The sequence below is a fragment of the Parahoeflea alexandrii genome (assembly GCF_027214025.1).
GTDB lineage: Bacteria > Pseudomonadota > Alphaproteobacteria > Rhizobiales > Rhizobiaceae > Hoeflea > Hoeflea alexandrii_A.
On record NZ_JAPWHB010000007.1, the window covers coordinates 77297 to 97632 of the forward strand.

16 protein-coding genes and 3 pseudogenes are annotated in these 20336 nt (G+C 57.8%); 9 read left to right on the plus strand and 10 right to left on the minus strand.

The annotated features are described in order from the left end of the window. Window positions 1-195: 195 nt before the first annotated feature. The 5 genes from O4H62_RS21930 to O4H62_RS21950 are packed head-to-tail and all read right to left on the minus strand — an operon-like array spanning window position 196 to window position 5642. A complete protein-coding gene (locus tag O4H62_RS21930) occupies window positions 196-1068 on the minus strand; it encodes an ABC transporter permease (protein WP_269390999.1) in 873 nt (290 codons plus the stop codon). Beyond that, window positions 1065-2021, minus strand: coding sequence for an ABC transporter permease (locus O4H62_RS21935; protein ID WP_269391000.1), 957 nt, complete (start codon window positions 2019-2021; stop codon window positions 1065-1067). The genes O4H62_RS21930 and O4H62_RS21935 overlap by 4 nt, the downstream gene beginning before the upstream one ends. Before the next feature lie 27 nt (window positions 2022-2048). After that, a complete protein-coding gene (locus O4H62_RS21940) occupies window positions 2049-3611 on the minus strand; it encodes an ABC transporter substrate-binding protein (protein WP_269391001.1) in 1563 nt (520 codons plus the stop codon). Beyond that, entirely contained in the window at window positions 3595-4626 is a 1032-nt protein-coding gene (locus tag O4H62_RS21945) for an ABC transporter ATP-binding protein (RefSeq protein ID WP_269391002.1), read from the minus strand. The genes O4H62_RS21940 and O4H62_RS21945 overlap by 17 nt, the downstream gene beginning before the upstream one ends. A 32-nt stretch (window positions 4627-4658) precedes the next feature. Continuing rightward, entirely contained in the window at window positions 4659-5642 is a 984-nt protein-coding gene (locus tag O4H62_RS21950) for an ABC transporter ATP-binding protein (protein WP_269391146.1), read from the minus strand. 389 nt (window positions 5643-6031) lie between these two features. Here O4H62_RS21950 and O4H62_RS21955 point away from each other — a divergent pair. Further along, window positions 6032-6623: pseudogene (locus O4H62_RS21955) on the plus strand (transposase); the annotation flags it as partial. Window positions 6624-6660: 37 nt separating this feature from the next. Then, window positions 6661-7350: pseudogene (locus tag O4H62_RS21960) on the plus strand (IS6 family transposase); the annotation flags it as partial. On the opposite strand, the pseudogene O4H62_RS21965 reads toward O4H62_RS21960, so the two are convergent. From O4H62_RS21965 to O4H62_RS21975, 3 genes and pseudogenes are all read right to left on the minus strand, one after another. Next, a pseudogene (locus O4H62_RS21965) lies at window positions 7348-7666 on the minus strand (IS6 family transposase); the annotation flags it as partial. The pseudogenes O4H62_RS21960 and O4H62_RS21965 overlap by 3 nt on opposite strands. 111 nt (window positions 7667-7777) lie before the next feature. Next, window positions 7778-9067 (minus strand): TRAP transporter large permease, encoded by a 1290-nt coding sequence (locus tag O4H62_RS21970; RefSeq protein WP_269391003.1) that lies wholly within the window; start codon window positions 9065-9067, stop codon window positions 7778-7780. Between the two features lie 2 nt (window positions 9068-9069). Then, complete coding sequence (locus O4H62_RS21975; RefSeq protein ID WP_269391004.1) at window positions 9070-9555, minus strand: TRAP transporter small permease; 486 nt, start codon at window positions 9553-9555, stop codon at window positions 9070-9072. 790 nt (window positions 9556-10345) lie between these two features. Between O4H62_RS21975 and dctP the strand changes: the two genes are divergently transcribed. From dctP to O4H62_RS21990, 3 genes are all read left to right on the plus strand, one after another. Next, on the plus strand, window positions 10346-11386 hold the full coding sequence (gene dctP / locus O4H62_RS21980) for a TRAP transporter substrate-binding protein DctP (protein WP_269391005.1): 1041 nt from the start codon (window positions 10346-10348) through the stop codon (window positions 11384-11386). A 413-nt stretch (window positions 11387-11799) separates the two neighbouring features. Then, window positions 11800-12393, plus strand: coding sequence for a TetR/AcrR family transcriptional regulator (locus O4H62_RS21985; protein ID WP_269391006.1), 594 nt, complete (start codon window positions 11800-11802; stop codon window positions 12391-12393). A gap of 147 nt (window positions 12394-12540) precedes the next feature. Next, window positions 12541-13707 carry an acetyl-CoA C-acetyltransferase gene (locus O4H62_RS21990; RefSeq protein ID WP_269391007.1) on the plus strand — a complete coding sequence of 389 codons (1167 nt, stop codon included), beginning with the start codon at window positions 12541-12543 and terminating at the stop codon, window positions 13705-13707. A gap of 424 nt (window positions 13708-14131) precedes the next feature. Here the strand turns inward: O4H62_RS21990 and O4H62_RS21995 are convergent, their stop codons facing one another. Together O4H62_RS21995 and O4H62_RS22000 are read right to left on the minus strand one after the other, a co-directional pair. After that, window positions 14132-14929, minus strand: a complete 798-nt coding sequence (locus tag O4H62_RS21995; protein ID WP_269391008.1) for an SDR family NAD(P)-dependent oxidoreductase — start codon at window positions 14927-14929, stop codon at window positions 14132-14134. Window positions 14930-14957: 28 nt separating this feature from the next. Then, entirely contained in the window at window positions 14958-15698 is a 741-nt protein-coding gene (locus O4H62_RS22000) for an SDR family NAD(P)-dependent oxidoreductase (protein ID WP_269391009.1), read from the minus strand. Window positions 15699-15898: 200 nt separating this feature from the next. Here O4H62_RS22000 and O4H62_RS22005 point away from each other — a divergent pair, with 200 nt between their 5' ends. The 4 genes from O4H62_RS22005 (at window position 15899) to O4H62_RS22020 (ending at window position 20294) form a co-directional block, all read left to right on the plus strand. Next, entirely contained in the window at window positions 15899-16672 is a 774-nt protein-coding gene (locus O4H62_RS22005) for an enoyl-CoA hydratase/isomerase family protein (RefSeq protein ID WP_269391010.1), read from the plus strand. 32 nt (window positions 16673-16704) lie between these two features. Then, window positions 16705-17487 (plus strand): aspartate/glutamate racemase family protein, encoded by a 783-nt coding sequence (locus O4H62_RS22010; protein ID WP_269391011.1) that lies wholly within the window; start codon window positions 16705-16707, stop codon window positions 17485-17487. Window positions 17488-17516: 29 nt separating this feature from the next. After that, window positions 17517-18689, plus strand: coding sequence for an acyl-CoA dehydrogenase family protein (locus O4H62_RS22015; protein WP_269391012.1), 1173 nt, complete (start codon window positions 17517-17519; stop codon window positions 18687-18689). A gap of 75 nt (window positions 18690-18764) precedes the next feature. Further along, entirely contained in the window at window positions 18765-20294 is a 1530-nt protein-coding gene (locus O4H62_RS22020; RefSeq protein ID WP_269391013.1) for a class I adenylate-forming enzyme family protein, read from the plus strand. Window positions 20295-20336: the final 42 nt, after the last annotated feature.

Sequence of the window (20336 nt, forward strand, 5' to 3'; positions counted from 1 at the left end):
CATCTTCTCCTTCAAGACCGATGGTTTCCGATTGGCTTTATAACCATCGGCCGACGCCGCCAACCGGTCCGATTCTGCCGGGACGGTGCCAAGGCCTTCGCAAATGCCGGCTGGGTGGCAATCTGGTCTGTCGGTTTCGCCAATAGGGTCAGGTGAGCATCTCATGGGTCTTGTCCGGAACGGCTCCTTGCGGGTTCAGTTGCGTTTGAGGGTCGGATCGAGGACGTCGCGCAGCGACTCTCCCAGCATGTTGAACGTCAGTGCCGTCAGCAGAATGGCGATGCCCGGCGGATACATCTGCTCGGGTGCGATCTCCATATTCTGGTAGGCACGCGCCAGCATCGAACCCCAGCTCGCTTCAGGCGGCTGGATACCGAGCCCGAGGAAACTCAGGCTCGCTTCCGCCAGAAGTGCTGCGGCGAGCAGCAGGGTGACATGCACGATGACCGGCTGGATTGTGTTCGGCGTGATATGCCGCCAGAGAATATGCGCTGTCGTGGCGCCAAAGCAGCGGGCACTGTCGACATAGAGTTCGTTGCGAACCACGAGTGTCCGTGCCCGCACCAGCCGGGCAAGCTGCGGCGCAAAGACGATACCGACCGCGATCATGCCATTTGTCAGGCCGATACCGAGCGCGCCGGTCACCGCGATTGCCAGAACAATCGCCGGGAAGGAGAGAAAACTGTCGATGATGCGGCTGATCGCATCATCAATCCAGCCGCCGAGATAGCCGGCCAGAAGACCGACCGGAACGCCGAGCAGGATGGCAATGGCAACCGCGAGAAAACTCGCATAGAGAGATGCCGTGCCGCCGTGAATGAGGCGGCTCAGAACATCTCGCCCCAGATCGTCGGTGCCCAGCCAGTGGTCGGCCGAGATTGGCGCGAAGATGGCGGAGAAGTCCTGCTGGGTCGGAGAATAGGGGGCAATTACCGGCGCCAGTGCCGAGAGCGTCAGCAGAAGCAGCAGGAAGGCCAGGCTGGCGGCACCGCGCAGATCCCGCCGCAACCATCTGGCAAAGCGGCCGAGGCCCGTCGGGCGGGGGATTGCGAACGTCATGTCGGTCATCGCGCCACCCTCGGATCAAAGACCCGGTAGAGGATGTCGGTCAGAAGGTTGACGCCGACGACGACCAGAACCATGACAAAAACAACGCCCTGGACGACCGGAAAATCGCGGTTCATTGCCGCCTTGACCACGAGGCTTCCCATTCCGGGAATGGCGAAGACGGCTTCGATCACCACGGTGGCCGCAAACAGCCGATTGAAGAGCAGGCTGGTGACGGTGAGGAGATTGACGCTAACATTCTTCAACGAGTGGCGCCAGAGAATGGCGGATGGCGACAGGCCCTTGGCATGCAGGGTCCGTACATGCTGCGATCCCAGGATCTCCACCAATGATGAGCGTAGCTGCCGCATGACTTCCGCCACGCCGCCGGCCGCAAGCGCAACCGCGGGCAGGATGGCATGCGCCAGCGCTCCCGAGATACTGGTCGTTAGCGGCACGGCACCGGTAGCCGGCAACCAGTTCATGTTGAGTGCAAAGAACGACACCAGCAGCATGGCAAGCCAGAAATTGGGAACCGCAATGCCGAGCGAACCGATGGCAAGCAGGATAGTGTCGATGACGCCACCCGGTCGGCTCGCCGAAACGACACCCAGCGGGATGCCGAGGACAAGCGCGATCAGGATCGCGAGCACGACGATGAGCAGGGTGTTGGGAAAGCTGCGGGCGATGGAAGCGCCCACAGATTCGCCGGACAAGAGCGACCGGGAGAGATCTCCCTGCACGACATTGCCGAGCCAGCTGAAATATTGCCCCAGAAAGGGCTGGTCGAGACCGTAGATCTGGCGGATCTCGGCAATACGCGCATCGGATGCATTGTCTCCGGCAAGGGTCACGGCAATATCGCCGGGCACCAGCTTCAACAATGAAAACACGAGGAATGTCGCAATCACCACCACCGGGATGGCCTGCGCCAGCCGGCGCAGGATCGCATTTTGTTTCGTGGAACCGATCATGGGTCTCTTCCGGTTGGCCGAATGGTCTCAGGCAGCGATATGCATGTCGTTGAACTTCGGCTTGCCGAGCAGGTTCGGTCGGTAGCCCTTGGCACGAGCGGCCAAAGCATCGAGTTCGAACTGGAAGGCCAGCGGTGCAAAGAGCGCATTTTCCATCACGAAACGCTGGATACCGCCGAAAATGACCGCACGGCTCTGCATGTCCTCGTTGCTGCGGCTCTGCTGCAGCAACGAGGACAGTTCCGCTTCCGCACCGCGGCCGGCATTGTAGAATGCCCCCTCAGCGAACAGGCTGGAGAAGGTCATGCTGGGATCCGGACGGCCGGTCCAGAGCGACAAAAGCCCATCGAACTTCTTCTCGTTGCCAAAGTACTGACCGCTGATATCGGCTACGGTGCCACGTGTGAACTTGACCCTGAAACCGACCGCTTCGAGCTGCGACTGGATGATTTCGCTGCGCAGAACCCAGTCCTGGTCGCTGTAGCTGCCCAGACTGAGCTCGACACCATCCTTGAAGCCGGCTTCGGCCAGAAGCGCGCGCGCCTTGTCCGGATCATGGGGGTAGAGGTCCGCCACGGATTCGTCATAGGCCCAATGGGCTTTCGGCAACACCGTTGCCGCTGCCTCACCGAGGCCTCCCATGCCGACGGCGACAAAGGCACTGCGGTCGATGGCGAAATTGATGGCCTGACGAACCTTGGGATTGTCGAGCGGCGCCCGCCCGTAGTTGAAATAGATCTGCAGGCAGGCCAGCGTCGGCGCGACGATTTCCTGAAGGTCCGGCGTCCGGGCGATCACCGGTTTGAGACGCGACGGCAGGGTGAAGGCCATATCCTGTTCCCCGGCTGCCACCGAGCGGAGTGCTGTCGCCGCTTCCGGAATGATTCGGAATTCGATGCCGTCCAGCTTGGGCATGCCTGCCCGCCAATAGGTTTCATTGCGGGTGACGATCACATTTTCATTGTCGGCCCAGCTGACGAACTTCCACGGCCCGGCACCGACCGGCTTGCGGTTGGTATCTTCGCCCAGCGCCTTGATATTGGCCGGCGAAACCATCATGCCCGCGCGGTCGGAAAGAATGGCCGGCAGTGCCGTATCGGCGCTCTTGAGCTTGATAGTCACCTGCAGGGGCCCGGTCACCTCGACCGTATCGATACTGGCGAGATCGGACTTGATGTTCGAGCGCGCGTCACCGCGGTTGCGATCGAGGTTGAACTTGACGGCCTCGGCATCGAGGCTGGTGCCGTCGTGGAACGTCACATCCTTGCGGATGTCGAGCACCAGCGTGGTCGGACCGGTAAAGCTCCATTCGGCAAGGCCCGGCGCCGGCATCAGCGCTTCGTAGTCCCATTCCACGAGCGTGTCGTACATGGTCCAGAGAATGGAATGATCATTGCCGGAGCCTCCGGTCGCCGGGTCGAGCGACGAAGGGTTTGAGGGGGCGGCAACCTTGAGAATGCCCCCGGCGGCAACGGCCTCTTCCGCGAAGGTTGGCAGGCCCAGCAGGCCGACGATGGCCCCGCCGCCGGAGAGCGCCAGGATTTGCCGGCGGCTGAGTACGGTCCGGCTGTGTTCATTCTGCGTCTTCATTCGATCCTCCCTTTTGATCGTTGCAGTTGGCGCCCGTGGCCGAATGGCCATCCTCCCGGGCAAAATGACAGGCTGCCCAATGGCCGTTGCGAACCTGCCGCCATTGCGGCACCTCTTCAGCGCATTTCGCTTCCGCAATCGGACAACGGGTGCGGAAACGGCAGCCGGATGGCGGCGCCAGCGGACTGGGGATCTCTCCCTGAAGGATGATCCGTCGCGTCGGACGCAGGTTCGAAGGCAATGGCAGCGGTTCGGCCGACAGCAGGGCCTGGCTATATGGGTGCAGCGGCCGGTCGATCACATCTTCCGCCGGGCCAAGCTCCATCAGCTTGCCGAGATAGGTGACGCCGATCCGGTCCGAAATATGCGACACGACCGAGATATCGTGGGTGATGAAGACATAGGTCAGGTCGAAGGACCGTTGCAGATCGGCAAAGAGATTGAGGATGCTGCCGCGAATGGAGACATCGAGCGCGGCGACCACCTCGTCGCAAACGATGACCTTGGGGCGAACGGTGAGCACGCGGGCGATATTGACGCGCTGCTTCTGCCCTCCCGACAGTTCGTGCGGATAACGGCCCGCAACCTCCAGCGCCAGTCCGACCTGGGCCAGCATATCGAGCCCGTCGCGGCGGCGGCTGGCGTCGTTGCCGTGACCGAGGATTTCCGCCGGCTCGATGATGCTGTCGAGGATCGTCATGCGCGGATTGAGCGCGGCATTCGGATCCTGGAAGACGATCTGGTAATCGGCGCGCACGCGACGCAATTCCCTGCCCCGCAAGATCGCCAGATCGGTGCCGCCATGCAGGACCCGGCCCGAGACCGGCTTCACCAGCGAGACGAGCGCCCGGCCGAGCGTGGTCTTGCCCGATCCGGATTCGCCGATGATGCCGAGGGTTTCTCCCCTGAGGACCTCGAAATCGACGCCATCGACGGCTTTCACCGTCTGGCTGCGGTCACGGGTGGGAAACTCGATGCGCAAATCCTGCACCGACATGACGGCCTCAGCTTTCATCGACGGCTCGTACCGTTGCGAGATGATCGCATTCAATGGACCGCCCCCATCAAAGAGAGCTCGCCGGCCCGGCCGCAGCGGGTGGAATGCATGGGGCCGACGGGTTCCATCCGCTGATAGACCTCACAGGCCGGAACAGCATGGGAGCATCGCTCTCGAAAGCGGCAGCCGACCGGCATCGCCGCGAGAGACGGGACCCGGCCGGGAATGAAGGGCAGCTTGCCCCGCCGCGGGCTGAGACCGGGCAGCGACCGCAGGAGCCCCGACGTATAGGGATGGCGAGGCGCCAGCAGGATGTCATCGACCGGCGCATCCTCCACCACCTCACCGGCATACATGGTGATAACGCGCGTGCAGGTCTCCGCAACGACGCCGAGATCGTGGGTGATGAAGAGAAGCGCGGTCCCGGTTCGTTCGCTGATATCGCGCAGGAGGTCGGTGATCTGCGACTGCACCGTCACGTCGAGTGCCGTCGTCGGCTCGTCGGCAATCAGGAGCTTCGGCGAACAGATCAAGGCCATGGCGATCATCACGCGCTGGCGCATCCCGCCGGAAAGCTGGTGGGGATAATCAAAATAGCGTTTGTCGGGTGCCGGAATGCCAACCCGGGCAAGCGCATCCATTGCCCGCGCCCTGGCTTCGGTTGCGCTGGCAGCAAAATGAGCCCGGTAAGCCTCGGCAATCTGCTCCCCGACCGTAAAGACCGGATCGAGAGCGCTCATCGGCTCCTGGAAAATCATCGCGATGTCACGGCCGCGAACCGCACGCAGGCCGCCCGGCGACAAGGCAAAGAGATCCTCGCCCTCGAACAGGACCTGACCGCTCGCGGCGATACCGATTGGCGGCAAGAGGCGCAGGATCGAAAGGCCGGTCATGGTCTTGCCGCAGCCGCTCTCACCGACGATGCCAACGCGTTCGCCGGGCCTGACGGAAAAACTCACATCCCGGATCAGCGGCGTCTCGTTGCCAGCGATCCTGAGCGACAGATCACGCACATCGAGAAGCGGCGTTTCCATCGCGGCCTTTTGCCCCGATGGGCTTCGATCTGTCTGGAATTCGCCGATATTCATCACGCCTCCTCCGAGCGATGCTTCGGTTTCCCGGGCCCGAAACTCCTCAATTTCGGATCCGAACCGCTCAATCTAAAAATTGACTGATTGGTTTATACGAGTGAGTATAATTCGATGGCGACCTTGTCAACCCGACACGGAAGCTTTTGCGTAAAGATGCGGCACAACCGCAAACCGCCGAACGGGATGCCTGATGCGGACCAAAATGGAGGCATGTCTTAGTGGCGGAAAAGGCGAGGGGATCGTGTCCCACCGAATGGTGTAGCTGGCGGGGTGGCCATCGGTGTTTTCCGGTAGGGTCGGGGTGTCGAAGACCAGCCTGAAGGGCTCCGCCGATGACCGGTGACATGATGAACCTGCGCTCACTTGTTGAGACGAGCGCCGATGCCGATTTGGCTCACGCGAGATGATTAGCTTTGCCGCCGAGAAATTGCTGGCGCTGGAGGTCGGCGCGAAGACGGGTGCGGCCTATGGTGAGAAGACTGCATTGCGGCTTGCCCGGCGCAACGGCTATCGCGACCGAGATTGGGAGACCAGAGCCGAACAGTTGGGCTGCGCATTCCAAAGCTGCGAACTGGCACCTATTTCCCGAGCTTCCTTGAGCCGCGCCGCATGGTGGAGAAGGCCTTCCTCGACAGGCCCATCGAAGGGGAATGGCCCTATCTGTGGATCGATGCCACCTATCTGAAGGTTCGGCGTGGCGGGCGCATCGTCTCTGTCGCGGTCATCATCGCCGTCGGCGTTAACACCGACGGCCGACGCGAGGTGCTCGGAATGGAGATCGGCACATCCGAGGCCGAGCCGATCCGGACTGAGTTTCTTCGAAAGCTGACCAGGCGAGGCCTGCGCGGTGTGAAGCTTGTCGTCTCTGATGCGCATGAGGGCATCAAGGCCGCCGTCTCCAAGGGGCTCAACGCCGCCTGCCAGCCGCAAGCTGATCCATTCCCGGCTCGGTCCCGAAGGCATGGCGAGCGCCGGAGCTACACCGCGCCGCGGGACACGATCCAGTCGCATCTTGCTTTGCGTTCGCTGCTATCTGGCTTACGGCCTGAGCCTTCGCGAATTGAAGGCAATGATGTCAGAACGAGGCATCAGCTTGGATCATTCGACGGTCCATCGCTGGGTTGTACACTTCTCGCCTTTGATTCTGGATCGCTTCAATCGCAGGAAACGTTCTGTGACCGGTAAATGGCATGCGGACGAAACTTACATAAAGGTCCGGGGTCAATGGATGTATCTTTATCGGGCCATCGACAGCGTCGGAGACACCGTTGATTTCTGGTTTGGCCAGCATCGGGACATGGCTGCAGCCATGCGGTTCTTCACAATGGCTATTGAACGGCATGGTCGTCCGCAGCGCATTGTGATTGACGGCAGCCAGACAAACAGGGAAGCCATCATTTCCTGTGATATGATCAGCCGGCTCAGGGAAGGGCGGCATATTCATACGAAGCCGATCCGTATCCGGCAAAGCCAGTGCCTGAATGCCCTCATCGAGCAAGACCACCGTCGGATCAAACGGCGTGTCGGGCCCATGCCCGGCTTCAAGTCATTCTCGAGCGCGACAATAACGCTTGCCGGTATCGAGATGGTTCAAATGATGCGCAAGCGACAAGGCAGATATTCCTGCAACCCCGGCCCATCGCTTGCAGAGCCCGTCGCCGTTGGCATCCACTGCGCGCCACAGCCAGTGCTTCACGCCGTTGATCGGAATCACAGCCTCATCAAGATGCCACTTGTCGTTCGGTCGCGGCCGGTCACGTCGGATGCAGGCGGCAAAATGGGCACCGAAACGATTTGACCCGCAGCCGGATTGTTTCCCGGCTGATAATCACGCCACGTTCGGCAAGCAGATCATCGACATCAGCCGTGCTCAGCGCGAACCGTTGGTAAGCCCAGACCGCGTAGGCGATGATTTCACGAGGATGACGATAGCCCTTCAGACGCGGCATTGCAGACGGTATTCTCATGCACCCCTCTGTAGCCAAGTCAGTATGGCTGAACAACTTGGCAATGCCATCCGCTGTCGTGGCCGTCGATTCTTGCTTGACTGGAACCGTTCCGTTGCCGAAGTCCCGAGCCTAAAACAACAAATGCGGTAGCCAAAGCACCAAGCCGGGAAACACAACGATGATTGTTACGCGCACTACATCGGCCACGACAAAAGGAACGATGCCTCGCAGGATCGCGCTTACCGGGATGTCCGGAGCGATAGACCTGACAACGAATAGGTTGATGCCGAGCGGGGGTGTGATAAGGCCGACTTCGACCAGAATAACAACCAGTATACCGAACCAAACAGGATCATATCCCAGCCCTGTTATGATCGGGAAAAACAACGGTATGGTCAGCAACATCATGGAGATGCTTTCCAGGACGCAGCCCAGGACGAGATAGGTGATGATGATGACCAGGAGCACCAGCCACCCTGGCATTCCGCCTTGGTTGATGAAATCCAGCAAGGCAACATGAGCGCCAGTCCGGTTGATAAATTCAGCGAAGATCGATGCACCAATCAGCAGAGCGAATAAGACGGCGGTTGTCGACACAGTCTTGTTCAGCACAGCCAGCATCGACTTGATCCCGACACGGCGGCTGGCGAGCGCGAAGGCTAGTGCTCCAACCGCGCCGACGGCTGCCGCTTCTGTCGGCGTGAACAGGCCGCTGTAGATGCCGCCCAGGACGATGAAGAAAAGCAATGCCACAAACCAGACACTTACGGTGGACGTGGCGCTGTGATCTGGCATGGTGTCGGGGTCTGCTTCCATGCCTCCGGCACTAAGGACTTTCCAGCGGACCGCAAGCAGGTAGCCAATGGTGCCGATTACCCCAGGTATAAGACCTGCAGCAAATAGCATACCGATATTGGTCTCTGTCGAAATGCCGTAGATCACCATGACGATGGAAGGCGGGATCAAGATGCCCAGGGTCCCGCCGGCGGCCACAGATGCTGCGCTCAAGTCGTCAGGATAGCCGAACCGGCGCATTGACGGGATTGAAATCTGACCGATGGTGACCACTGTCGCAACGCTGGAACCGCAGACGGCAGCAAAGCCGGCGCTGGCCAGGATGGTTGCCATAGCCAAGCCGCCCCGGGTCTTGTGGAATCGCCGCTGCGCGGCTTCGTAAGCGTCCTTTGCAATGCCGGATTCGGCAAGGAAATTGCCCATCAGGAGAAATAGAGGAATGACCGCAAGGCTTTCACTGAAGGTCGTATCCTTTGCAGTCAAAGCCAATATGGTCAGCATCGCGGTCGGTGAGGTCACATAGGCGAAACCGACGGCGCCGACCACGGCCAAGGCGATTGCGATTGGAACGCGAAAGAAGATTAGCGCGAAGGCAGCCAGAAAACCAATAGAAGCCAGGAGCATGGCTACACCTCGTCCGTGATGCTGTTGTCGCGCGACCGTGGCGTTTCGAACAGGCTGATTACAAGGATCAACGCCGTCAGAACTGACATGCCCGAGATAAACCAGAACAGGTAGCCGACCGGAAAGTCGATGGCGCCAGTGTATTCATTGTATGACAGCGACCGCTGGCCCAGCTTGAAAGATTGAAAACCAAGCAAGCCGAAAAATCCGATGCCAAGGGTCGTGCTGAAAATGTGCTGGATCCATCTTACTTTCGGACCGACGAAGGAATCAAATATGTCGACAGCAATATGATCATTGTTTGCTGCAACGACAGCCAGAGCGACAAAGACTAGGCCGACCTGCGCGATGCCCACGATTTCGCCGCCGCCGGCGATCGGACTGTTCCAGAAATTACGCAGGACCGCGTCAGCGAACATCACCGCCATAAGGACCAGCAACAATGCGCTGGAAAGAAGATTTGCGATATCGGCCAACCTTTTCTTCATCACTGAGCTCCCAAACCATCATAAGAAAAAGCCGCCGAACTGGCGGGCTCTTCATGTGCGTCATGTGTCGAGTGGCGAGAGCCGCGGGGCAGCGCAACCGCTTGGGTGATTGACGATGAGTGATGGTGCCCTTTGATAACAATCGGCATTGCGTCCGGCCCTCCCAAGCCGTCAAAAATACACTTGTCTCGCCCCTTCTCGCTCGAACATCTCAAGACTATGAGGCCAATCCGCATCCCCGTCTTTTAAGTTCGCCGCCACGAGGCTATCTTGAAAACCTGAGAGGCGACGACAGCGCTAGCATAAATTATACAAACTAACAACCGTAAGATAAATTAATTTATTGCCACTGCCGGGAAGCTGTCCGTGCCGGGATTCGACCTGAGATTGTTCATTGGCTGGATTCCTGCGCGGGACCCGTTGCAAGCGCTTGGTTACCAGGCAACTCCGCGTCCCTGGCCCGAGCCATGATGGCATTCGGCGCGCTTTGGTGATTTCTCGTCAGGCGGCGCCGGTAGTCCCTATCGACGCCAGCCGCGCACTCTGCGGGTTGGCCAGCGCAATGCCGTAGACGGCGATACCGAAGCGTGTGCCGGCTTGCCGCGCAGATGTATTCAAGCGACCGGCAAGTAGGCTCTCCGTGAACTTGTTGACTCGCTTGCTTTCGGCTCGTGACCTCTTGCGAAAGCAAATTGTTGACGTGGCGGGCAAAGGGCAATATACAAACGTACGTTAGTATTTCTGACGTGGCGCGTGTTGCGTGTTCCAATCGAGGGAGAGGGAGAAGGATATGATCCAGTTGAAAATAAAGGGGCTCGTTGCTGCGGTTGCGTTCAGCGCGATGTTTGCGGGTGCAGCTGCATCTGCGGATACAACATGGACCTACTCAAGCTGGCTGCCTTCCGGGCATCGCCTTAATGATGACGGCGTGCTGGCTTGGGCGGCGGATGTCGAAAAGGTTACGGAAGGCCGGGTGAAGATCGTTGCTGCACCTAAGGTCGTCGGAACCGTGCCGGCGCAATATGATGTCATCCGAGACGGGCTGGCCGAAGTCGGCTTGATCGTTCCTGGCTACACGCCCGGTCGCTTTGATCTGATTTCCATCGGGGAGGGGCCTTTTCTGACGGACAGGTCCGACGTCGCCGCGCCAGCCTTCGCGAAGCTTTATGAAAAATGGCTCGCACCACTCAATATGTTCGAAGGCGTGCATGTGGCCTCTGCATTCGTAACTTCACCCGGGCACGTCTTTACGAAAAACCCGATCAAAACGGTCGAGGATTTCAAGGGTCTGAAGTTGCGCAGCCCACTTGTTGGAACCATCGCGACAATTGAGGCGCTTGGAGCCGTTCCGGTTCAGAAAAGTGTATCGGAGACTTATGAAATGCTCTCCGCTGGGGCCTTGGATGGCTCGCTAGCTGGCATCGAGCAGGCCAAGAGCTTCCACTTGGCCGACGTAACTGAAAATCTCACGATCGTTCCCGGGGCCTTGTTCAACTCGGCTTTGCTGCTGGTTGTCAATCAAGCCGCATGGGACGGTATCAGCGCTGCAGACCAGGCGGCCATCACCGAAATTTCTGGAGCTTACTTTGCAACGAATCTTGGCAAGTCGCTTCTGGTCGCAGAAACTGACGGTATCGAAGAGATGAAAGCCAAGGGCAAAACGGTTACTCGTGCTGATGATGCCTTGACGGAGCAGATCAGAGTAAATCTTGAGCCACAGGTCGCGGTGGCGCTGGAGAAATATAAAACACTGGGTCTGACGAACGCAGAGGAAGTTTTGAAAGACTATAAGTCGATGATTTCCGACCTTGAAAAGGAACTGGGGAAGTAGTTGTCCATCATCGCGTCGAAATGAATATTGGAACGTCGCCCGCTTTGGGCGACGTTTTGGTTTGCTAGCTATGTCGTCCCCATACGACGTATCGAGGTTTGACGTGAGGGCGGACCTCGTCATGTGTGCGGACGGGTCAAGCCGCGCCTTCAGGGTTTCATTTTCGGCAGATAGGCCAACGGATATGGTCTCTCGCAAGCCATCGAAAAATAACAAACAATAGTTTTATGTTGTCGATTGAAGTTGTGTGAGGTACCGAGGAATCTGGCAAATCAACGCAGGTGCCAATCTGCGGTGCCGGATTCTAGTGTCTCTGGAGACGCTCAGGCACCAAAAAGCAAGGCTATGTGAAATTGTGCGGTGTGGAAAGTGTGTAAAACATCGTTCCACGTGTTTTCGCTGAAAGGAAAAAGATGCGAACTGAAGGTTCCAGTCGAGACAAAACATGGCCCATCATCCGCCGTTCTGCACTTGGGCAACTGTCCAAGCATGGTTTTCATGGCATGAACCTGCGAAACCTTGCTTCGGATTCGGGGTTGCAGGCGGGTTCTTTATATAACTATTTCAAGAACAAGGATGAACTGCTTGTGATCATCATGCGTGAGATCATGCAGGAGCTGCTCGACAAGATTTCCGAGGCAGAGGAGCACGCCAAAAGCCCGGAAGAACGGCTGGACAAATTTGTCGAGGTCATGGTTGGTTGGCACGCCAAACGTCGAAAAGAGGCGATGATTTCGCAGTCTGAGTTGCGCAGTCTGACAAAGGCCGGATTCCGTGAAATCGTTGATATCCGGAAGAAGTTTGAGGTGATTCTGCTAGATATCATACTCGATGGCGTGGAGACTGGAGTCTTTTCCGTTGGGGATCCGAAGCTTTCGGCGAACATGCTGATCAATATGCTGACCAGCATTTCGTATTGGTACAAGGCGGGCGGGCGCCTCTCTGTCGCAACAATGATTGTCGAATACCAAAGCGCGGCTCGAAGGGTTCTCGGAAATTCGTCCTAAAGCGCCAATCGGCAGTCTCTACGATCCTTAAAATGGATCGCCTTGCGAAGCCGCTTCGGTGTTCGCAACTTAAACAAACAAACGTTTGTATGTAATCCAGAATCGATATACGCTTTCTCTCAGCGAGCGAAACTGGAGGATGGTGCTGTGTCGGAAGCCTATATTGTCGCGGCAATGCGTACGCCCGGAGCAAAGCGGAATGGACGCCTGAGCGGTTGGCATCCGGCTGATCTTGGCGGATTCATCATTGACGCCTTGTTGGCGAAAACCGGCACTGATCCGGCGCTGATCGAGGATGTCATCTTTGGCTGCGTTCAACAGGTAGGCCAGCAATCCCAGAATGTTGCGCGCACTGCGGTTTTGTCGTCTTGTCTGCCCGAGGCAGTACCAGGCGTGACAATTGACCGCCAATGTGGATCGTCCCAGCAAGCCATTCACTTTGCGGCTCAGGCAGTCATCTCGGGTGCGATGGATGTCGTTATTGCCGGTGGCGTTGAAAGCATGTCGCGTGTGCCGATGTTCACTGCCTCAACGCTGGCCGAGAAAAATGGTATGGGTCATTACCGCGGCGCGCGGTTTGAGCAGCGTTACGGCTCGGTAGAACCATCCCAGTTTACGGGTGCCGAGATGATGGCGACCAAATACCAGCTTTCCAGGGAGCAGTTGGATCACTTCGCGCTTGAAAGTCATCGCAAGGCTGCCGATGCCGAAGAGGCGTTTCACGGTGAGATCGTGCCGGTTCCGATTGTTCTGCCCGACGGAACCGAAGCTATGCATGGGACCGATGAAGGGGTTCGGGCCGGAGCGACGATCGAAGGAATTCAACAGGTCAAGCTGCTTGTGGACGGGGGCGTGATCACAGCGGCCAATGCCAGCCAGATTTGCGACGGGGCTTCATCCATGCTTGTCGTGAACGAGCGCGGCCTCAAGCGTTTGGGTGTCGAGCCAATCGCGCGGGTACACAGCATGCATGTGCAGGGTTCCGACCCCGTCATTGTGCTGGAGACGCCGATTCCGGCCACGCTGAATGCGCTGAAGAAGGCCGGGATGAAAATCGATGACATCGACTTGTTCGAAGTCAACGAAGCCTTTGCGTCGGTGCCGCTGGCCTGGCTCAAAGAGACCGGCGCAAGCCCCGATTGCCTGAATGTGAATGGTGGTGCCATTGCACTGGGGCATCCGCTTGGAGCGTCCGGAACGCGGATCGCAGCCACCTTGTTGAATGCGCTCGGCAAACGCGGCAAGCGCTACGGTCTGCAAACGATGTGCGAGGGTGGCGGTCTTGCCAACGTGACTATCTTCGAGCGGCTTTGAGCCTTGCACGCCGGGAGTAGAGGTCATGCGCATGTGCTGTCCTACCAGCGCGACAGTGCGCCATCCGATCGAGTGACAAGAGTGGCGGTCACGACCTGAGAAGCCTGAAGAAATGCCTCCAGCAGGTTGCAACGGAGCATTGGGATGTTTGGGGATCTCGCGGGTAAGACCGTCCTTTTAACCGGGACGTCAACCAGGTTTGGCGCGGGATTCGTCCGTCACAAAGCACGGGTGGTGATCGCCGCGAGGCGTCCAGGCGCTTGAGAAATTGAAGGCTCATCTGGGCAACAACGACGCGACAGTTGTCACGATCAAGATGGATATGACGGATCTGGCTTCGATTGCGCCGGCCGTTGCCGGAAATACGAAGCCTATGGCCCTGGATGGCCGACGTACGGTGTCACCGATGCAAACCGCGGGCTGTTCAGTGGCTGCCCCAGTCTTCTCCGTTCAGATGCGTGAAATAGCCCGAAGTCAGGCCCCCGTCCACAGTCAGGCTGGTTCCGGACACATAAGATGCGGCGTCGGAAAGCAAGAACAGAGCTGCCTTCGCCTGATCTTCGCCGGTGGACAGTCGGGCCATAGGTATGCGGTCTTCCATGACGCCGGAAATGTGATCTGCCGAGATGTTGCCGCGCAACAGGGGTGTATCCACGATGCCTGGGCAAAGCGCATTGACGCGTACGCCATGGCGTCCCCATTCGATCGCAAGTGATTTGACAAGGCCTAACACACCGTGCTTCGACGCGCTATAATGGGTGCGGGCGGCATGACCACCACTGCCATCAACCGATGAGACCAACACAATCGACCCTTTGCCGCGTGAAACCATGCGGCGCCCGACTTCCCGGGACAGCAAGAACGATCCCTTGAGGTTTACGTCAATCACATCTGACCAGGTGTTCGCGGCAATATCGGTGGCCAGTCCAGGCCGGCTTATGCCCGCAGAATTTACCAGGCCGGATACAGGGCCCAGCACCGTCTCGATGTCTTCCACAGCCGCATGAATTGCCGGTTCGTCGCGAATGTCGAGGCTGCGGCCAGCAACTTTGGTCCCCGAGGTGGCGAGATCCGCCAATACAGTTTTCAAAAGCGATTCATTGGCGTCCAGCAGCCCGACTTTGCAGCCTTGGCTCACAGCCAGGTTCACAATTGCGCGCCCGATGCCGGAGGCGCCGCCGGCGACAATGATCGTGGAACCTGTCAGCCCGTAGTCGATCATGGATAATCCCCTATAATGTAACGATGATTTATCGAAAATCTCCAACAGATACGCCGCCACAGACATACAGTGTCTGACCGGTGACGTAGCTCGCGTCAGGAGAGCTCAGAAACCGGTAGCCAGCGGCAATTTCCATCGGCTCGCCACTGCGGCGCATAGGTGTGCGATCCAGCATGTGATTACGCGCCCGTTCCGGCTGCTTCTGAAACATGCCTGTGTTGATGATGCCAGGAGCCACACAGTTGACGGTGATGCCGTAGCGGGCGAGTTCCATGGCGGCGGTTCTTGTCATCGCCTCGATGGCGCCCTTGGCGGCTGTATAGCTTGTTCCTGCGATAGACCCCAGCGCGGCCACCGAACTGGTGTTGATGATCCGGCCGTAGCCGCGTTCCTTCATGTGGGGCGCAAAGGTTCGCATCATGTTCATCGTCCCGCGCACATTGCTGGAAAGCGTAAGATCGAAATCCTCGTCTGTCACGTCAACGAGCTTGGCATTGCGCGCAACACCGGCAAGGTTGATCAGAATATCAATCTGACCGTGATGCGCGAGGATGTTGTCGCTCAGTTCGATGGTTGCAGCCGAATTGGTCACGTCGCATTGTTGATGCTCGATCGCGAGCCCCTCCTCGCCAAGGGCTTTTGCCGCCCGTTCGGCTGCATTGCCGATATCGAGGCAGACTACCGTGATCCCGGTCTGGGCGAGGCTTCTGCAAACAGCGAGGCCCAAGCCTCCGCCTCCACCGGTCACAACTGCCACTTGGTCGTTCATTTCTGGCTCCTCTTTTGATTCTCTTGCCGCGCCAAACTCTTCGATCAGGGCTCCCCGAGGGGGGCGTATGGCGGAAATCCAGCCTTGCCCCACGTCTTACCGTGTTGGCTAAAAATGCGCAAACTAAATAACGGTTGTTTGTTTTATTAATTCGTATATAGATGCTCCCGAGCATTTGGGAACCGCATCTAGGGCAAGGTATGTACCAGCACATTCATAGGGAGCGAGTAGGCGACACAATTGTCGTACGCATCGACAATCCGCCGGTGAATGCCCTTCATCCAGACGTTTCGGATGAAATTCACGCTGTCGCTCGTGAGATTGAAGATGACTACAGCGTGCGTTCCATGGTGTTGACCGGGACGGGGAGCTGCTTTGTCGCTGGCGGCGATATTAAATTTTTCACCACGTTGAACCGGCACACGGCAGCCAAGATGGCGCTTCAGGTTCAGGCTATGCAAGAGGCGCTGTATCGTCTTCGTGTGCCGGTGATCGTCGCGCTCAATGGTCACGCACTTGGAGGCGGGCTAGAGCTGATGATGGCCTGCGACATCGTTATCGCAGAAGAACAGGCCAGGATTGGCCTGACCGAGGTTCGGCTAGGGCTTATTCCGGGGGCTGGTGGTACCCGGATGCTGGGCCGACTGGTCGCACCCGGCACGGCCAAGCGCCTGTTGTTCACCGGCGAGAAAATCACCGCATCCCATGCGGCCGAGATTGGTTTGGTCAGCCAGGTTGTGGCCGAAGGCAAGTCGTTTGATGAGGCCATGGCGCTTGCCGAAACGATCAACAGCATGGGGCCACTCGCGGTGGCGGCGGCCAAAAGCTCAATGATATTTGGCGATGATCACTCGCTTGACGAAGGGCATCGCCGCGAGGTTCAGCTTTTTGCTGCCCTCTTTGATTCCGAAGACCATAGGGAAGGTGTGCACGCCTTCCTGGAAAAGCGACCGGCGAAATTCGCTGGAAAATAAACACGAGCGTCCGTCAAAGCAGGAGATAAGGCATGAAACTGTGCATCATTCATATCAACGCCGAAAAAGGGTCTGAGCCCTACACCAAACTGATAGACGGAGTTTTCAGCAAGATCAAAGAGCCGGGAACCGAATTGACCCACCGGTTTGCGCGGCTCAAGCGCGCGTCGGATACGATCTTCTCCTATCCTTACTATATCAACTCGCTTGATGTCGTGCACCGTTTCGCCGAAGCCAGCAATGAAGGTTTTGACGGGACAATGGTGGCATGTTGCGGCGACCCCGGGATCATCCAGGGGCGGTCGTTGTCCAAGATCCCGGTCGTCGGGCCCTTCGCCGCAACCATGCATATGGCCTGTGAGTATGGTGCAAAATTCGGTGTGGTAACGGTGATAGACCGGCCTTGGCTGGAATATACGGAGGGTCTGGTTGCCTCCAATGGCCTGCAAAGCCGATGCGCCGGTGTCGCGGGCATCAACATTTCCTCAATGGAAGCTTTCACCAGAGGCTTTGTCGAGCCGGAGTTCGTTGCCGAAGAGATCGTGCGCCAGTCCAGAAGACTGGTCGAAAACGGTGCAAACTCGATTGTCATCGCCAGCGCTGGTCTCAGCTGCATCGCATCGGTTGCCGGCCTCAATCAGATCAAGGATCTGGGCGTTCCCATCTTTGACTCGCTTTCAATCGGGCTCAAGACGCTTGAATTGCGCGTTGCCATGACCCAACGAACCGGGTTGCCGGTAACCAGCCGTGTCGGCCTGACCGAATTCTTCGAGCCCCAGGATGCCGCGCGCGTGCACGCCCTTTTCAAGGCCTGATCCGCCAACAATTCAGACGGAGAAAAATTATGAAATCACTTGCAGTTAAGACATTCCTCACGGCGGAAGAGCTCGAGTTTCGGACGATGGTCCGTCGCTTCATGAAGGACGAACTTCAACCCCTCGTCCCTCAGATGGAAAAGGACGGTCGTCCGCCGATGTCATTGTTCAAGCGTATGGGGGATCTTGATCTTCTCGGCACCTACTTGCCGGTCGAATATGGCGGGTCCGGAGGGTCGCTCATGACACGTGCGATCGTTGCCGAAGAAACGGCGCGGGTCAATGCGGGGCTTGATGCGACAATCTTTGTGAATATCGGTCTGGTGGCAAAGCATCTGGCTAAGTACGGCACCGAGGCGCAGAAGGAAAAGTACCTTCGCCCGCTGATTACCGGTGAGGCCTGCGCTTCGATCTGTCTGACCGAGCCGACCGGCGGATCGGACGCGCTCAGCCCCCGAACCACGGCAAAAAAAGTCGGTGGTGATTGGGTCATCAAAGGCCACAAAACCTTCATCACCAACGCGCCGATCGCACAATTCTTTCTGGTGTTCACCCGGACAAGCGGTGAAAACAGGCGGGCCCATGGCGGGACGTGTTTTATCGTCGACGCCAACACGCCGGGCGTGTCAGTCGGTCAACCCTTTGACAAGCTTTGTCTGCGCAGTTCGCCGACCTCGGAAATCTTCTTTGACGACGTGCGCGTCCCTGAAAGCCAAATTCTCGGCGAGGCTGAAATGGGCTTTTACATCATGCTGGATGGCCTTGACGTCGAGCGGGTTTTCGAAGGCGCATGTAATACCGGGATCGCACAGGCCTGTCTCGACATCGCGGCCCCTTATGCAAATGAACGAAAGGTATTCGGCAAGAAAATCGCAGATTACCAGATGATCCAGGACAAGATTGCGCGTATGGCGGCGGGAATCGAGATTTCCCGAACGATGTTCTATCATCTGGTCAGAGCGGCCGAACGCGGCGAAAGAATGTCGAATGAAGCATCGATGCTGAAGCTCTATTCGTCCGAAGTAGCCGTGATGGCCTCGAGGGAGGCGGTCCAAATCCTCGGTGGCTACGGCTTGATGGAGGAATATCAGGTCGCGCGTCTTTACCGCGATGCAAAGCACCATGAGATTGGTGCAGGAACGAGCGAGATCATGAAGCTGATCATCCACAAGGAAACCATGAAGCAATATGACTTGGCGTAACACTGTCAAGTCATGCGCCCTGCCGTCATCCGGGCGATGGGCGCATCAAGGCCTATCGCGATAAAGGGGAGACCAATGGATTTCGTCGGAGATATTGTTTTCAACAACCCAAACATCGACCCAGAGCGCACCGCACTCAAATGGGACGATGGCGAATATTCGTACCGAGAGTTCGTAAATCTGGTCGCCCGCACCGCCGCTGCGCTGAAACGTGATGGGATCAGCGAGGGTGACCGCGTGGCTATTCTCATGGGAAATGAGCCGCAGTACCTCGTCACCTACTTCGCTATCATGTCGATCGGCGGCATCTATGTGCCGCTGAACTGGCGGCTAAATACCAGCGAACACGTCAATCTGATGACGAATTCCGGTGTAAAGATTATTGTGACCAGCAGTAGCTTTGCAGATACGATCGCACTGGCACAGTCGAAAATGCCAATGTTGAAAAAGGTCGTGTCAATCGATCATTCGGGAGCCGGTGTGACCCTGTTCGGCGACTGGCTGCCGCAAGATGCGCCCCCACCCGCACGCCCTGCCATTCAGCGCGACGATATCGCCGCGATTGTTTACACCAGCGGCACGACGTCACTGCCGAAAGGGGCGTGCCTCACACATCGAAATGTCACCGTTGATATTGCCAATGTTACTGCCGCTTATGCTGGTGCAGTGCAGACCGACAAGGTGCTTCAGGTCTCGCCGCTTTATCACCAGACAATTGTCCACACCCTGATTCATTTCTCACAGGGTGCTACTGTTCAATTGATCAAGCGCTTCAATCCCGAAAAGATCGCACGCGCCATTTCCGAGCAGAAAATTACGTACATCTTTTTAGCGCCTACCATGCTTTATGAACTGCTGGATTTGCCCGGAAGGGACCGCTTCGACTTTTCCTCTCTCAGATCAGTCGTCTACGGCGCAGCCCCCATCACCGGCCCGCGGCTGAAGGAGGCTGTCGGCGTTTTCGGGCAGATCCTGGTTCAAGCCTATGGGCTGACTGAGGCAACATCGCACTGCGCCGCCCTGGGGCGTGAGGAGCATCTTGAAGCGGAGGGGTCAATCGGAAAAGGGATCCCGGGCGTCGAACTGAGGGTCGTGGACGAGGCAGGCAAAGACTGTCCGCCTGGCGTAATCGGAGAAATTTTGGTTCGCGGGCCGACGGTCATGAAAGGGTACTGGAAGGAAGACGATAAAACCGCCGAAGCCATTATAGATGGCTGGCTGCATTCTGGCGACCTCGCGCGCATCGATGAGCGTGGCTATATGTACATTGCAGACCGCAAGAAGGATCTCGTGATAAGCGGCGGTGCAAACATCTATCCGGGAGATGTCGAAGAGGTTTTCGCCGGCCACCCGGATATCGCAGAGGTGGCCGCATTCGGAGTTCCCGACGTTTACTGGGGCGAGGCTCTTACAGTTGCAATTGTGGCGCGCCCGGGAAAGACGATCAATCATGAGGAAATGCGTGATTTCGCCAAACAGAATCTCGGCGGATATCAGGTTCCGAAACGGATCGAAGTGCTTGAAGAATTGCCCCGAAACCCGTCGGGCAAAGTTCTGAAGCGGGTTTTGAGAGAAATGTTCGGAACCGATGCGCAGGTGAAGTAATCCCATTGCCGGCAGTTCGAACCACTGCCCGCAGAATATTTT

Bases quoted from the DNA above. Each gene is read 5' to 3' on its own strand.
- O4H62_RS21930 (WP_269390999.1), bottom strand. From the start codon at position 1,068: ATGACCGACATGACGTTCGCAATCCCCCGCCCGACGGGCCTCGGCCGC.
- O4H62_RS21935 (WP_269391000.1), bottom strand. From the start codon at position 2,021: ATGATCGGTTCCACGAAACAAAATGCGATCCTGCGCCGGCTGGCGCAG.
- O4H62_RS21940 (WP_269391001.1), bottom strand. From the start codon at position 3,611: ATGAAGACGCAGAATGAACACAGCCGGACCGTACTCAGCCGCCGGCAA.
- O4H62_RS21945 (WP_269391002.1), bottom strand. From the start codon at position 4,626: ATGAAAGCTGAGGCCGTCATGTCGGTGCAGGATTTGCGCATCGAGTTT.
- O4H62_RS21950 (WP_269391146.1), bottom strand. From the start codon at position 5,642: ATGGAAACGCCGCTTCTCGATGTGCGTGATCTGTCGCTCAGGATCGCT.
- O4H62_RS21970 (WP_269391003.1), bottom strand. From the start codon at position 9,067: ATGCTCCTGGCTTCTATTGGTTTTCTGGCTGCCTTCGCGCTAATCTTC.
- O4H62_RS21975 (WP_269391004.1), bottom strand. From the start codon at position 9,555: ATGAAGAAAAGGTTGGCCGATATCGCAAATCTTCTTTCCAGCGCATTG.
- dctP (WP_269391005.1), top strand. From the start codon at position 10,346: ATGATCCAGTTGAAAATAAAGGGGCTCGTTGCTGCGGTTGCGTTCAGC.
- O4H62_RS21985 (WP_269391006.1), top strand. From the start codon at position 11,800: ATGCGAACTGAAGGTTCCAGTCGAGACAAAACATGGCCCATCATCCGC.
- O4H62_RS21995 (WP_269391008.1), bottom strand. From the start codon at position 14,929: ATGATCGACTACGGGCTGACAGGTTCCACGATCATTGTCGCCGGCGGC.
- O4H62_RS22000 (WP_269391009.1), bottom strand. From the start codon at position 15,698: ATGAACGACCAAGTGGCAGTTGTGACCGGTGGAGGCGGAGGCTTGGGC.
- O4H62_RS22005 (WP_269391010.1), top strand. From the start codon at position 15,899: ATGTACCAGCACATTCATAGGGAGCGAGTAGGCGACACAATTGTCGTA.
- O4H62_RS22010 (WP_269391011.1), top strand. From the start codon at position 16,705: ATGAAACTGTGCATCATTCATATCAACGCCGAAAAAGGGTCTGAGCCC.
- O4H62_RS22015 (WP_269391012.1), top strand. From the start codon at position 17,517: ATGAAATCACTTGCAGTTAAGACATTCCTCACGGCGGAAGAGCTCGAG.
- O4H62_RS22020 (WP_269391013.1), top strand. From the start codon at position 18,765: ATGGATTTCGTCGGAGATATTGTTTTCAACAACCCAAACATCGACCCA.